The following is a 13,358-nucleotide window of genomic DNA, read 5'->3' on the forward strand; positions in this document are numbered from 1 at the left end:
GATAGCCGCAAATACGCACCCTACACCTAAATTAGGTGTGTCAGTCCACTACGATTTATGTTTTTGTGTGAGCGCGTCCTGTAGGGGCGAAGCATTCGGACAATAACCTATCGGTGAAAAGGTAGATTTTCTATCCGAATGCTTCGCCCGTACTTATTCAGCAAACCCAAAATAATGATATTTTGATTATAAACGATCGCGCTCACACAAAAACATAAATCGTAGTGGACTGACACACCTAATTTAGGTGTAGGGTGCGTATTTGCGGCTATCAATTCCGTCAAAAAACCAAAATTAACAAGCCGCCGTAACGCACCACCTCTATTATTAAATTGGTGCGTTATGCTATCGCGCTTCACACCCTACAGGCTTCACTGTGCGTATTTGCGGCTACCAATTCCGTCAAAAAACCAAAATTAACCATCCGCCGTAACTTACCACCTCTATTATTAGATTGGTGCGTTACGCTATTGCGCTTCACACCCTACGATATGTAAAAATAAAATTTGCTGTAGATTTGGACTAGACAACCGATGAATACACAACTATCAACTCCCAATAATAATCAATCTATCCCCGTAGAGATAATTGCTTCCCGTAACTTCATCGATTGGTTAGAGTCTCAGCAGATTAGTCTGGCTTTTACTACCTATCAAAGTTCTCGACTGATGTTTTTAGGAGTTAACCCTCAAAGGGGGATGTCGGGATTTGAGCGGATATTTGACCGCGCCATGGGTTTATATGCTACCCCAGAAAGGATTTATCTTAGTTCCCGCTATCAAATCTGGCAACTAGATAATGTGTTATCATCCGAACAGCTTTATGATGGTTACGATAAACTTTATATCCCCCGCATTAGTTATACTACTGGGGATTTAGATATTCACGATTTGGCAATAGAAAATCTCTCTGAAAGAATTATATTTATCAGTACGATGTTAAATTGTCTGGCGACAGTCAGCGATCGCCATAGTTGCATTCCCCTATGGAAACCGTCGTTTATTTCCGCTTTAGTCAATGAAGATCGTTGTCATCTCAATGGTTTAGCTTTGGTAGATGGGAAGGCGCGTTATGTTACCGCTTGTAGTCAATCAGATGTGGTGGATGGGTGGAGAGACAGAAGACAAACTGGCGGTTGTGTCATTGATATTCAGTCTAATGAAGTGATTGCTACTGGTTTATCTATGCCTCATTCTCCCCGATTTTATCAGGGTAAGTTATGGTTATTAAATGCGGGTACGGGTTACTTTGGTTATATTGATCAAGACAAAGGCATTTTTGAGCCTGTTACTTTTTGTCCTGGTTTTCTGCGCGGTTTAGCATTTGTCGGAAATTATGCCATTGTTGGATTATCTAAAAATCGTGGGGTAGATAAGACTTTTTCGGGGTTAATCTTAGATGATAATTTAATGGCTAAAGAAGCAGATCCTCGCTGTGGTCTGCTAGTTATTGACTTGAAAACAGGTGAAGTTGTTCACTGGATACGCTTAGAAGGTGAAGTGACTGAACTTTATGATATACAAGTCTTAGAAGGAGTTAAACGTCCCCAAGCTTTAGGATTCCAAAATGATGACATCAGTAAACTTATTACTCTTGATCCTATTTCTCCTTTAGTTGGAGGAAATCTAGCAAATAATCAGCCTGATACTTCCCCAGCAGATACCCTTTATCAGCAAGCATACACCTTGCAAAAACAGGTTAAGCTTGAAGAAGCGATCGCTCTCTATCAACAATTAATTAATCAATCTCCCCAATATGCAGCTGCTTGGCATCAGTTGGGGGTGATCATGGATAGTTTAGGACAAATTGATCAAGCTATTTTGGCTTATAAGCAAGCTTTACTTATTAACCCTAATTATGCAGAAAGCCACAATAATTTAGGAATAATAGCAGTTAGCAAGGGAGATTTAGACGAGGCGATTATTTGCTTTAACCAAGCTATTTGTGGCAATCAAAACTATGCTTTTGCTGAGAATAATTTAGGTTTAGTCTTACAAATGCAGGATAAGTTAGGGGATGCTGTGGTCAATTTTCAAGAAGCAATCAGGAAAAACCCTAATTATCCAGAAGCACACTTTAATTTAGGAAATGTGTTACAACTACAGGGAAAAAATGAAGAAGCGATCGCTTATTTTCAAACAGCAATTAAGCTTAATCCTAAATACATTAAAGCTTATAATAGTTTGGCTTTAGCTTTAGGAAGACAGGACAAAGTAGAAGCAGCTATGAGCGTATTTAAGCAAGCTTTAGCTATTCAACCTAATTCACCAGAGGCTTTTGCTTGCTTATTTTCTATGAAGGAAATGACTTGTAATTGGGAGACAAGAGAAGCTGATTTACTCCAACTTTGGCAATTAACCGAAAACCAGTTACAAGAGGGAAAATCTACCGCAGTAACTCCCTTTGATAGCTTATATAAACCTTGGTCTGCTAGTCAACAGTTAAAAGTAGCTTGTAACTATGCTCAAGAGGTTAAAAGACAATTAGCCTTAGGGACTAAACCCCTCAACTTTAACCATTCCCGCACCCGATCTGGACGATTAAAAATAGGTTATTTATGCCATGATTTTCGTAACCATCCCACCAGTCATTTGATGCAAAGTGTCTTTGGTTTACATGATCGCAATAACTTTGAAATAATTGCCTATTCCTATGGTCCTGATGATGGTAGTGAATATCGTCGTCGCATTGCTAATGATTGCGATCGCTTTTATGATATTGCTACTTTATCAATTACGGAATCTGCACAACGGGTTTTTAATGATGGGGTGCATATTTTAGTTGATTTGATGGGATATATTGATAAAGCGCGGACACAAATATTGGCTTTAAAACCTGCACCGATTCAAGTTAATTATTTGGTTTATCCGGGGACAATGGGAGCAGATTTTATCGACTATATTATTGGTGATGCCATAGTTACCCCACCAGAGTCTGCTGATAATTTTACTGAAAAATTGGTAATTTTACCGGATAGTTATCAGGCTAATGATTATCAACAAATTATATCATCTAAACCTGTTACTCGTTCCCATTATGGTCTTCCTGAATCGGGTTTTGTCTTTTGTTGTTTCAACCATACCTATAAAATTGAGCCGCAAGTATTCACTGTATGGATGCAAATTTTGGCTAATGTTCCAGGTAGTGTGTTATGGTTATTTTCGAGAGTAGCTGAAGCTGAAGCAAATCTACGTCGGGAAGCACAAGCGCGAGGAATTGAGGGCGATCGCTTAATTTTTGCCCATCTCCAACCTAAGCCGGAACATTTGGCGCGGCATCAACTAGCTGATTTATTTCTTGATACTTTATACTATAATGCTCATACTACTGGGAGTGATGCTTTATGGGCAGGTTTACCGATTATAACTTGTCCAGGTGCAACTTTTCCTTCCCGTGTTGGTGCTAGTTTACTGACAGCTATTGGCCTACCTGAATTAATTACTAAGAATTTAGAGGAGTATAAAAATTTAGCGATTAATTTAGCAAAATCTCCTGATAAATTGCACGAAATTAAACAGAAACTAGCCCAAAATCGTCTGACTTATCCGTTATTTGATACCCTTCGTTTTACCCGCAATTTAGAAAAAGCTTATCGGACAATGTGGGATATTTATGCTGCGGGAAAATCACCAGAGATGATCAGGATAGCCAATTGATCACTGGAATTATCAGGGTAAGCGCATCTTAACAATCCTTGACAAAATGAACTTTATGTGAGTTGCTTACCCAGGGGGTTGGGTTTCATGCTTCAACCCAACCTACGTTCATCTTATATTTAATTCCATCCACCTACTTATATATGTTAGTAAATTAAGTCCTAAAATTGAATTACCTTGCTCATTTAACAGAGGACTATAACAAGCGATCGCTCCCTGTTTCGGTACAATTGATAATAGGGCCCCACTAACTCCCGATTTAGTGGGAAAACCCACCTCAATAGCAAATTTTTCGGAAGCTTCATAAAGACCACAATTAGTCATAATTTCCAGAACTATATCGGCAAAAGAAGAAGCTAAAATTAACTGACCTAAATTAGCAAGATCGGCAATTTTTCCAGATAAACAACAGATTCGATTGTAGGTTTCTAGGGCTAAATAACGATGACTGATATAACCATTTTTTTCTAATTCTAAGCTTAAAGCTTGATTGTGTGCATTAGGATAGGAGTGAACAGAATCAAGCACAGAGTGATCGAGAAATAATTGACAATTACCCATTTCATTTAACCATAAAAGCAAATTTTCACAGCGAGATTCTGGCGTTTCTCCTGCTAATAAGTCTGTCAAGGCGATCGCACCACTATTAATCATAGGATTACGGGGAAAACCGCAATCCTCTTGCAGTTGAGTTAAGGAATTAAAAGGATAACTAGAAGCTTGTTTTCCCACGCGACGAAAAACAGCATCTTCCCCTAAATGGGTTAAAAGATATAATAACAAAAAAGGTTTAATCACACTCATCAAAGGAAAAGTTACAGTTTCATCTCCCCAAGACAAAATCTCCCCCTCAAGACAGTGAATCTGGAGAGCGAAAACCTCGGGATTAACTTGGTTCAAAACCGGTATATAATAGGCAGTCTGACCCTTCCTATCCGATAAATGCACTTCCCCGACCCAAGCTTTTATATCTTCCACCCTTAATCTAGCTAATCGGTTCATTTGTTTGTTTAATCCATGTACTCAGTCAAAGAAGCAGAATCTATAATTTTAACTCAAATTCAACCCCGACAAGAAACAGAAAAAGTTTCTCTAGAGGCAGCTTTTGGGCGCATTTTAGCCGAAGATATCAGGAGTGATTTAGACTTTCCCTACTGGGATAATTCCGCAATGGATGGCTATGCTGTCCGCTACGAAGATGTCAAAGACACTAATCCAGAAAATCCCGTTACTTTAAAGATTATCGCCGAAATTCCCGCCGGCAAAGTCCCGGAAATAACCATTAATCCTGGACAAACAGCCCGGATTTTTACCGGAGCGATGTTACCCGCCGGCAGTGATACGATTATTATGCAGGAAAATACTCAAAAAAAAGGCGAGCGAGTGGCGATTCTTATCCCTCCCGAAAAAATAGGTCTTTTCGTGCGTCAACGCGGCACATTCTATCGAGCGGGAAATACCTTATTAAAAGCTGGTATTGCCATTAATTCCCCAGAAATAGCGGTTTTAGCCACGGCACAAGCTACCGAATTAACAGTGTTTTCCCGTCCCCAAGTGGCAATTTTCTCCACGGGAGATGAATTAATTAATCCCGATGAAACCCTCCAAAAAGGTCAAATTATTGACTCGAATCGCTACGCTTTAACCGCATTTGTCGCCAGTTTAGGGGCAATTCCCAGACCTTTAGGTATAATCAAAGATAATCCCGATCTTCTCAGAGAAACTATCAGAAAAGCAATTAATTCTAGTGCTATCGTCCTTTCCACCGGCGGTGTTTCCGTAGGAGATTACGATTATATCGAGGGAATTTTAGGGGAATTAGGGGGAAAAATTCTGATTGGCAGCGTTGCTATTCAACCGGGTAAACCCTTAACCTTTGCTACTTTTCCTAACGGTTGTATTTACTTTGGTATCCCCGGTAATCCCGTCTCTGCTTTAGTTTGCTGTTGGCGCTTCGTGCAAATGGCCATTAAAAAATTATCGGGATTGACAGAATATCAGAACAAATTTCTGCGAGTTGTCACCCGCGATACTCTCAAATCTCAGGGACAAAGAGAAGTTTATCTCTGGGGAAAAATAGAAATTATCGAGGGAGTTTATCAATTTCAACTTGCTCCCGGACAACACAATTCGGCTAATTTAATTAATTTAGCGGGTACTAATGCTTTAGCCATAATTCCCCAGGGTAAAACTACTATACAAGCGGGAGAAACAGTAGAAGTTATGACTGGACTTCCCCTTTGAGAGCCAGTTTCAGATTTTGGCAAGGGTTCTTTTTTTGACTTGATCTCCTTCTCGGTAAGAATCAGGTCGAAGGACAGCAGCAGGGGAATTACGGTTAGGAACTTTTTGCCGCAGACCCTAATTATATATTGGCCTCAAAAACGGGACAATAGCCTTCGGGAACCACTTTAAAACCGTAGAGGGGAGAAGCGGGATTCCAACAGCGCTGACTTTTGTAGTGGACACAGACACGACAGCAATCCATCTCCTCTAAAGCTTTGGTGATGCGATTGGGACTCTCGCTTAATAACTCCCGTTGGGAGACTCCCCGCAATAATAATTCTTCCCCTTGCCAGCGCGCTTCCACCAGTCCCGTATCGGCGAAATTACTCCACCGGGGATCCCGGGTGATCGGCTCTGGTAAGGTGATAGTGACGATCGAATCCGATTCATTTAATTCTCCCTCATAGTGGCTGGGGGCCGGGGGTGTCGGTTGCATAAAGCGATCGCCAATAGGCAATTCCACCAGAGTTCCCACGGCCGGGGAATGGAGTTGATAACGGCTTTGTAATTCTTCTAAACTGGTCAAATCCGCTAGATATAGGGGCGAGCCATGGACGAACATGATATGCTGTGGTCGCAGGTTATGGATCAGTTGGGTGGTGTTGCGACTATCGCTATGTTCGGCGAGTAGATAGGTTTCTTGGCTAATTAATCGCGAACGCTGTGCCGCTTTTAATCGGGGATTCTCCAGGTTGATATCGTGCAGGTGTTGGGGAGCTAACATTAACCAAGGTTTATCCCCTTGCAGATATTTACTCACCTCCTCTAGGCGATCGATTAGTAAAATTATCGGAGTGGTTCCCCCTAGAGGTGTCGGTTTTTCTGGCAACCTTCGCAACCGGGGACAGATGCGCTCATCCCAAAATAAGGGCTGATGTTTGGCAAAATTTTGCACAGATGCGGGAAATTGTGGTAAAATTTCCAGGTAGGCATCGCAAGCTTTAGCGATCTTGCCCCCAACCCAGATATCAATGTCGCGGCCTGTGAATTGGTGGTGCGACCGCAGTAATTTTAAAATTTCCTGACCCAATCCCAAAGCGGGGACGGGTAGTAAGACATTTTGCCCCTCAGCGATCGCATGATAGATGCGATTCATCAACTGTTTTTCCTGCTGTCGTCGGTGGGGATGGCGCTCTGTGCCGTAACTGCCTTCAATAATCAGCACATCGGGGGACACTCCCCGCAGCAGATCGATCGATAATCCTTCCACCAGTTGAAAATTAGACAGGGAAAAATCGCCGGTATAGAGGACTTTATAGGTGCGTTTGGGGGTTTTGTAGGTGAATAGGACCACGGCAGCCCCAGGTAGGTGGCCAGCTGGAAAAATCTCGACGGTGAGATCATCAAAGAGAGCGATCGGTGATCGCCATGGCCAACCCTGACAGAAACTGCCGATTTCCTCGGCAGAATCCGGCCATTGTAGGGGCAGCAGTTGTACTGTCACCTCACTGGCATAAACTGGCAATTGGGGATAGGTCTGATGGAGAGCCATTAACCCACGGATGTGATCGCTGTGGGCATGACTACAGAACACCAGATCCACGGGTGGTTTTTTGTTTTGGGTGAGGGGTTGCATATCGGCCAAACCGCAATCTAAAAGTAGGCGATAGGGACCGATTGTCAGCAGGAGACAAACCCCTTCCGACGCGTGACCGACACCAAAAGGTAAACAGGATAAAAGGGATTTTGACCCCCAGACGGCAGTAGAGCGTTGAACCATGGCAACCCTGATCATGATGACTGGTTAGTGAGCGGAACCGTTGCCATCGTAGTTATCGCTATCGTAAAAACCGTTGCGGGTGCCGAAAAAGAGACAAGAGACGGTGAATACGGCCGTCAATGCCAACAAGATTAATTTGATGTCCATATAATTAGTGCAACTCCTCAGAGGGTATCTCCCCTCATACTAACCCAACTTTTTCGGTTGTTAGCAGCTAGGTTTCGGGTTTGACCATCGGCGCTCAACCTCTTTTCATAATTAAACTTGCCAGTAATTTGTGATGATTTTATCAAAAACTACTGATAATTATCTGAAAAACTAGCATCTTTTGTCATAATAGTCAAGAAAATTTCACAAAAATTTAGCCTGAATTTAAATTCTCCTTTGCTAAAGTGCGACGTAATGATAGGTGTAAATTGTCTCTTTTAGACCTGAGGCAAAAGCAAACAAGTTATTCATTTTGACTCAGATTAGCTCAATTCAATTATAGTGGAATTTTACTAGGAGTTTTCGATTAGAGTTGAAGGCTAAGTAGTTGGACAAAAGTAAAGTTAACTGTAGGGTAAGGAGTCAGGAGTCAGGAGTCGGTCGTCAGTAAGAATTGCGGCAATTTACATTTCTTAAGATAGACAACAGAATTTATGTCCGACTACTTATTTAATCAGATTATAAACTTAATTAAAGTTTATTAAAATTAAAGTTTGTTAAACTCGGCTAAGTCATTGGTCTTTTCAAGAAGAGGATAACGAATTGCTGTTTCATCGACTAGACTAGATAAATACTCATAAGTTTGACGAAGTTCATAGGCATTATCATCACTTTTTGCTTGGTTACACTGCCAGCATACCAGTTGTAAATTGTCAAAATAAAACATTTTTTCGGGACAGCGGGCTTTATTAATTATATGATCGATAGTGACATAATTGGGATGAAAAAATATCTGATTGATTTGATTAATAACTTTTTCCCCTTGAGAATTATTATATTCGTAACCCCTTTTGATAGCTTCTGACTGAGAAGAAGTTTTAAATTCTTCGCCATGTTTCATCTTTTTACCACAAAAAGGACAGGGTTTTTCTTTGGCCATTGTTCGATATTGATTCGGGCTAATTAATCCTTTTTGGGGGTGTTCGATAACTGCTAGATGTTGATTAGCATTCCAGATTTCTGCAATTTCATCGGAGCTATATAATTGAGACAACTTTGATTTTGATATTTTAGTCATGGCAGTACAGAATAATCATAATAAAGGATATTTAGCCAAAGCTTTATCTGCTATTTCATGCAAATTTTTCGAGATTTTTTCTAACTCTTGTTTTCCTTCTTCAGACATTTTTTTAGCTTTTTCAGACTCAATAATTGCTAAATCCATGGCCTTGACAAGATTTCCCTTATTTAATTCATGCTCAAATAAACTGACAACTTTATAAGTATTATTTTTAAAATCCTGAAGAAGCTCCCAAGAGCTTTTAACCTTTCCCCAGCCGCTATTATAATAGCCCTTTTTTCTCGCTTGTCTTTGTTGCTCTAGGGAAAGGCCATGAAATAGTGAACTATTTCTTTTTTGCCATTGGCGATAGCTCATTTCTTCTAGTAAATTCATTGCTTCAGTTCCTGTTCATCTGCAAAGTAACGAGTGATTTCTTGCCACTTTTTATCGCCATAGTTATTAATAATATATTTTTTAATATCCCCCAGTTGTCTTCGTAGTTTATAGCGGTAAGCGCTTGAGTGAGATACAGACCAAGCTTTGCCTAGCATGGTTTATAGCTCGTGACACTGTACCTCATACGACTGCACACCGCTATATCATTAGTTTTTTCCAGAGATTCAACTGTAGAGATGGCTCGATCTTTTATTTGTGTAATCCCATCCTGTTGTTCCTGAATAATATTTTTTAGATCGCTCACCGCTAGATTATAACTGTCTTTATGAACTAATTCCTTTTCCAGTAAAGCCTGTTGACGTTCTTGGCCAGTTTTAGATAGACTAGCCTTTAACCATTGACCTAAACGATAAATCTCAGATTGATCAAAGTCTAATAAATCTTGACGTAACTGCTCTAACTTGCGTAGCAACTCATTAACTTTTTCTTGCCAGTAACTGACTTCTTGTTTAAGCTCAACATTCTCGTTGGATAAATTCTGATTACTTTTTCCTAACTGTTCAATTTTGCCCTGGTGTCTGGATATTTGCAAGGACTGAGTTGAATTAACTTTGGCTCTATCATTTCGTTCTTGTATGATAATCTGGAACAATTCCGCCGCTACAGGATCATCAAGATGTTCTACAATCCATTCTAGATGACGTGCTTTTAACCTATCGCTCAAATAGCCCTGAATTTCTATGTGTTGTTCTTTCAATAGGGCTAGATTAGATTTAATGGTCATGACCGTAATTCTGACTTTGGTAACTTATCCATAGTTATTTTAGTACAAGTATAAGCTTTTGGAAAAAAGCAATCTTATCGGTCATAGTAGTTTTGCCTGTTTCTGGGAATCAACTCGGACCGACTGAAGAAACAAAGGAAAATGGAAATTTTGCCGATCTAGGGCTGGCCTTTGCTATAAGTGAGCTATATAGCGCCTCCTTGGCTAGTGAGGAAATTCTCAAACGCTAAAGCTGAGAGCTTACCGCTATAACTAAGCACACGAATCACCCAGACTGAGAAAATATCATGCGTATCGCTCACGATGTCACCGAATTGGTTGGCCGCACACCTTTAGTACAATTGAATCGGATTCCCCAAGCGGAGGGCTGTCTTGGCCGAATTGTGATGAAATTAGAAGGGATGAATCCCGCTGCTTCCGTCAAAGACCGCATTGGCACTCACATGATTAATAGCGCCGAAAAAGCGGGTTTAATCAATCCAGAAACCACGGTTTTAGTGGAACCCACCTCTGGCAATACGGGAATTGCCCTCGCGATGACTGCGGCAGCTAAGGGTTATCGCTTGATTTTAACTATGCCGGAAACGATGAGTTTAGAGCGCCGGGCGATGTTAAAAGCCTACGGTGCTACCCTAGAACTTACCCCCGGCTCCCAAGGCATGAAAGGGGCAATTTTACGCGCTCAACAAATCGTCGATAGTATCCCCGGCGCTTATATGTTGCAACAATTTCGCAACCCTTCTAACCCGGAAATTCACCGTCTCACCACTGCTGAGGAAATTTGGCAAGATACGGAGGGACAGGTAGATTTTATTGTTGCGGGTGTGGGTACTGGAGGCACGATTACGGGAGTCGCTGAAGTGATTAAATCCCGTAAACCTAGTTTTCAAGTAGTCGCGGTGGAACCTTTCAATAGTCCAGTGATTTCTGGTGGTAATCCCGGTCCCCATAAAATTCAAGGTATCGGTGCAGGTTTTATTCCAGAAGTTTTACGCACAGATCTGATTGATGAGGTAATTACTGTCAGTGATGAGGAAGCTTTTCAATTTGGTCGTCGTCTGGCAAAAGAGGAAGGGTTGCTTTCGGGGATTTCTTCCGGTGCCAATCTTTGTGCCGCGATTCAACTGGCCCAACGACCGGAAAATGAGGGTAAATTAATTGTGGTGATTCAGCCTAGTTTCGGGGAACGTTATCTGAGTACACTGATGTTCCAAAATATCGAGGAGCGCGAGTTAACTTTGGTGTAAAAAAATATCGTCTTCAGCCTCTACAGTGAGCCTTTAGCTTTAACTATAGCAGTTATCTTAAATGGTGGCCTAGGATTCAGGTGCAGGTCGTCGGTCGTCAGTATTCTCCGAGTCGGGAGCCGGTCGTTAGGAGACAGGTTTTAGGTTTTGGGGTTTTGGGGTTTTAGTTCAATTTCCCCACTTCCCCACTTCCCTATACTTTTTAAACAGGATTTAGTATTAATCGTATTTTAGGAGGGATTTTTTCACCTGTAGGGGTATTTGTAAAGGTTGCGGTTTGATTGCCTCTTTGCCAGAAAAATTATCCAATAAAGCCGATCGCACTTGTGCATCGGTTTCTCGCGAGAGAAGATAACGGAAGTATTCTTGGCATTGTTCTCGACGACTGGGGGAAAGTTGCATTTCACTTAAACGTCGGACTGCCATTAAGCGCATTAAGGGATCATTGACTGTTAATTTTTCTAACCAGCGATCGAAGTTTTTTGACTCATTTTGACCGCGATGGTCGAGAAAATGCCATCCTAGCAGGATTAAAGTCGAAACCGTGCCAAATCCTTGCAAAATTGAGGCCAGGGCCAACCAGCGATTTTCGGCATAGGTCCAAATGGCGACAGCGAGATAGGTGGCTAAACTGCCCAAACCGCCACAGACTACCGCTAAAGTTAACTTACCGCTATCGGCACTGAAAAAAGCACGCCCCCACAGCCACAGCGATGGCCAGTTTTGACCCTGGAGATGGTAAACTCCAATCATCGCCCCCACCCCGGTTAAAGTGGCCAAAACTAACTGCCAATTCCACGCCCAGAGGATTAAAAAACTAGCACAAGCTGCCGCCCATGTCAAGAATTGACGGGTTTTTTTTGCGGCGAGAGTTTTGATGACTCGACGCTGCAGAGCGGGGGAAAAATAGGGAGGAAGGCGGAATACTGAAGACACGGGAAGTTTTTCACTGAGGGTTTGATGATCACTATAGCCTGTTCTCAGGCAGACAGATCATTTTTCTTGGTAAAAATCCTTGTGGGAAAAGAGCGCAGTGCTAGGGTGGGCTAAAATTGCGATCGAGAATCGGCTAAAGTTCAGTTTGGCGAGCTTAGGTGTTAAGATGGTTTGCAATCAAACTCAACTTTTTTTATTAATAAATAGCTCAACAATATTCTGTAAACTTATATACAGAAACCTAAAGAAATGTATTAATTTGCAGTCCTTAGGGCAGTAAATTCTGATAGACGATCTAAAGTAGTAAGTATAAATACCGCATCTAATTTTACCTAGTCACGCCAGCTATCTAACTCATCTATTTCACTTCCGAACAGAGTTAGAACTTCCTTTGTTACGTTCTGAGAGGCAAAAAAATGACTACTCAACTACAACAAAAAGCCAGACTTGAAATCGTCACCTTGAACCCTGTTTACGGAGTTAACTATAACAAGGGTTACATCGGTTTTACCTATGACGGAACAAATCCAGTTGGTCGAGGAATTGCTTATTTTACTAAGTGGGATAAAATGAGCAATATTTATGCTACTCACGCTCTCATCGTTACGGGGGAAAATACCTGTATTGAAGCGAATGCTGGCACGAATATGGTAGAAGAAAATCCTCTAGAACCCTATTTTCAACCTTCTAATTGCCAAATTTTCTTCCGCAAACCCAAAGATTTAACTGACGAGATTGCCGAGCGTATTGTTGAGATTCTCAAACCAGAACTAGGTAAAAAATATGACTATAAACTAATCCTAGCTCATGCCTTTTCTGGAAGTTTACCCTGTCAGATACTCAATCTTTTATCACGGCAAAAAATCAAAAAATTACTGTCTGAAGCTCTCAACTGTCCTGATAAATGGATTTGTAGTGAGTTAGCAGCTTACGCTTTAGATGAGCAACCTGAATACCGAGATATCGGAGTTCTGATCAATCCTAATTCTACCATTAATCCTCAAAAATTATTTGAAGATGATCTGATTTTTCAGGCTTGGGAAAATCAGGTTGCAGCAAAGTTGAAAGATTTAATCACTGGGACAACAGTAATTGCTTAGATGTATTACCTGCATTATTGATG

At 41.2% G+C, this 13,358-nt stretch carries 12 protein-coding genes; 4 read left to right on the forward strand and 8 right to left on the reverse strand.

Annotation, left to right across the window (positions count from 1 at the left end):
• Positions 1–533 precede the first annotated feature (533 nt).
• Positions 534–3,656 (forward strand): TIGR03032 family protein, encoded by a 3,123-nt coding sequence (locus tag IM477_RS05345; protein ID WP_287730831.1) that lies wholly within the window; start codon positions 534–536, stop codon positions 3,654–3,656.
• A 108-nt stretch (positions 3,657–3,764) separates the two neighbouring features.
• On the opposite strand, the gene IM477_RS05350 is transcribed toward IM477_RS05345, so the two are convergent.
• Complete coding sequence (locus tag IM477_RS05350) at positions 3,765–4,658, reverse strand: glutaminase (RefSeq protein WP_287730832.1); 894 nt, start codon at positions 4,656–4,658, stop codon at positions 3,765–3,767.
• A 15-nt stretch (positions 4,659–4,673) separates the two neighbouring features.
• On the opposite strand from IM477_RS05350, the gene IM477_RS05355 reads away from it, so the two are divergent.
• A complete protein-coding gene (locus IM477_RS05355; protein ID WP_287730833.1) occupies positions 4,674–5,900 on the forward strand; it encodes a molybdopterin molybdotransferase MoeA in 1,227 nt (408 codons plus the stop codon).
• Between the two features lie 121 nt (positions 5,901–6,021).
• On the opposite strand, the gene IM477_RS05360 is transcribed toward IM477_RS05355, so the two are convergent.
• The 6 genes from IM477_RS05360 to IM477_RS05385 all read right to left on the reverse strand — a co-directional run bounded on the left by IM477_RS05360 (position 6,022) and on the right by IM477_RS05385 (position 10,052).
• Positions 6,022–7,662 carry an MBL fold metallo-hydrolase gene (locus tag IM477_RS05360; protein WP_287730834.1) on the reverse strand — a complete coding sequence of 547 codons (1,641 nt, stop codon included), beginning with the start codon at positions 7,660–7,662 and terminating at the stop codon, positions 6,022–6,024.
• A gap of 24 nt (positions 7,663–7,686) precedes the next feature.
• Positions 7,687–7,809, reverse strand: coding sequence for a DUF8629 family protein (locus IM477_RS05365; protein ID WP_002737208.1), 123 nt, complete (start codon positions 7,807–7,809; stop codon positions 7,687–7,689).
• Between the two features lie 547 nt (positions 7,810–8,356).
• Positions 8,357–8,887 carry an HNH endonuclease gene (locus tag IM477_RS05370; protein ID WP_287730835.1) on the reverse strand — a complete coding sequence of 177 codons (531 nt, stop codon included), beginning with the start codon at positions 8,885–8,887 and terminating at the stop codon, positions 8,357–8,359.
• A 15-nt stretch (positions 8,888–8,902) separates the two neighbouring features.
• Positions 8,903–9,265, reverse strand: a complete 363-nt coding sequence (locus tag IM477_RS05375; protein WP_287730836.1) for a hypothetical protein — start codon at positions 9,263–9,265, stop codon at positions 8,903–8,905.
• On the reverse strand, positions 9,262–9,423 hold the full coding sequence (locus tag IM477_RS05380) for a hypothetical protein (RefSeq protein WP_287730837.1): 162 nt from the start codon (positions 9,421–9,423) through the stop codon (positions 9,262–9,264). The genes IM477_RS05375 and IM477_RS05380 overlap by 4 nt, the downstream gene beginning before the upstream one ends.
• Positions 9,417–10,052 carry a hypothetical protein gene (locus tag IM477_RS05385; RefSeq protein ID WP_287730838.1) on the reverse strand — a complete coding sequence of 212 codons (636 nt, stop codon included), beginning with the start codon at positions 10,050–10,052 and terminating at the stop codon, positions 9,417–9,419. Before IM477_RS05385 ends, IM477_RS05380 begins: the two co-directional genes overlap by 7 nt.
• Before the next feature lie 287 nt (positions 10,053–10,339).
• Here IM477_RS05385 and cysK point away from each other — a divergent pair, with 287 nt between their 5' ends.
• Entirely contained in the window at positions 10,340–11,299 is a 960-nt protein-coding gene (gene cysK / locus IM477_RS05390) for a cysteine synthase A (protein ID WP_002741039.1), read from the forward strand.
• Positions 11,300–11,518: 219 nt separating this feature from the next.
• Here the strand turns inward: cysK and IM477_RS05395 are convergent, their stop codons facing one another.
• A complete protein-coding gene (locus IM477_RS05395; RefSeq protein ID WP_002796630.1) occupies positions 11,519–12,235 on the reverse strand; it encodes a hypothetical protein in 717 nt (238 codons plus the stop codon).
• A gap of 416 nt (positions 12,236–12,651) precedes the next feature.
• On the opposite strand from IM477_RS05395, the gene IM477_RS05400 reads away from it, so the two are divergent.
• A complete protein-coding gene (locus IM477_RS05400; RefSeq protein WP_287730839.1) occupies positions 12,652–13,335 on the forward strand; it encodes a hypothetical protein in 684 nt (227 codons plus the stop codon).
• Positions 13,336–13,358: the final 23 nt, after the last annotated feature.

This window comes from Microcystis sp. M090S1, assembly GCF_020246295.1.
Lineage (GTDB): Bacteria > Cyanobacteriota > Cyanobacteriia > Cyanobacteriales > Microcystaceae > Microcystis > Microcystis aeruginosa.

What these genes read in the sequence shown, in the direction of transcription:
- IM477_RS05370 (WP_287730835.1), bottom strand. Translation starts at nt 8,887, where the DNA reads ATGACTAAAATATCAAAATCAAAGTTGTCTCAATTATATAGCTCCGAT.
- IM477_RS05400 (WP_287730839.1), top strand. Translation starts at nt 12,652, where the DNA reads ATGACTACTCAACTACAACAAAAAGCCAGACTTGAAATCGTCACCTTG.
- IM477_RS05355 (WP_287730833.1), top strand. Translation starts at nt 4,674, where the DNA reads ATGTACTCAGTCAAAGAAGCAGAATCTATAATTTTAACTCAAATTCAA.
- IM477_RS05375 (WP_287730836.1), bottom strand. Translation starts at nt 9,265, where the DNA reads ATGAATTTACTAGAAGAAATGAGCTATCGCCAATGGCAAAAAAGAAAT.
- IM477_RS05350 (WP_287730832.1), bottom strand. Translation starts at nt 4,658, where the DNA reads ATGAACCGATTAGCTAGATTAAGGGTGGAAGATATAAAAGCTTGGGTC.
- cysK (WP_002741039.1), top strand. Translation starts at nt 10,340, where the DNA reads ATGCGTATCGCTCACGATGTCACCGAATTGGTTGGCCGCACACCTTTA.
- IM477_RS05360 (WP_287730834.1), bottom strand. Translation starts at nt 7,662, where the DNA reads ATGGTTCAACGCTCTACTGCCGTCTGGGGGTCAAAATCCCTTTTATCC.
- IM477_RS05365 (WP_002737208.1), bottom strand. Translation starts at nt 7,809, where the DNA reads ATGGACATCAAATTAATCTTGTTGGCATTGACGGCCGTATTCACCGTC.
- IM477_RS05385 (WP_287730838.1), bottom strand. Translation starts at nt 10,052, where the DNA reads ATGACCATTAAATCTAATCTAGCCCTATTGAAAGAACAACACATAGAA.
- IM477_RS05345 (WP_287730831.1), top strand. Translation starts at nt 534, where the DNA reads ATGAATACACAACTATCAACTCCCAATAATAATCAATCTATCCCCGTA.
- IM477_RS05380 (WP_287730837.1), bottom strand. Translation starts at nt 9,423, where the DNA reads ATGCTAGGCAAAGCTTGGTCTGTATCTCACTCAAGCGCTTACCGCTAT.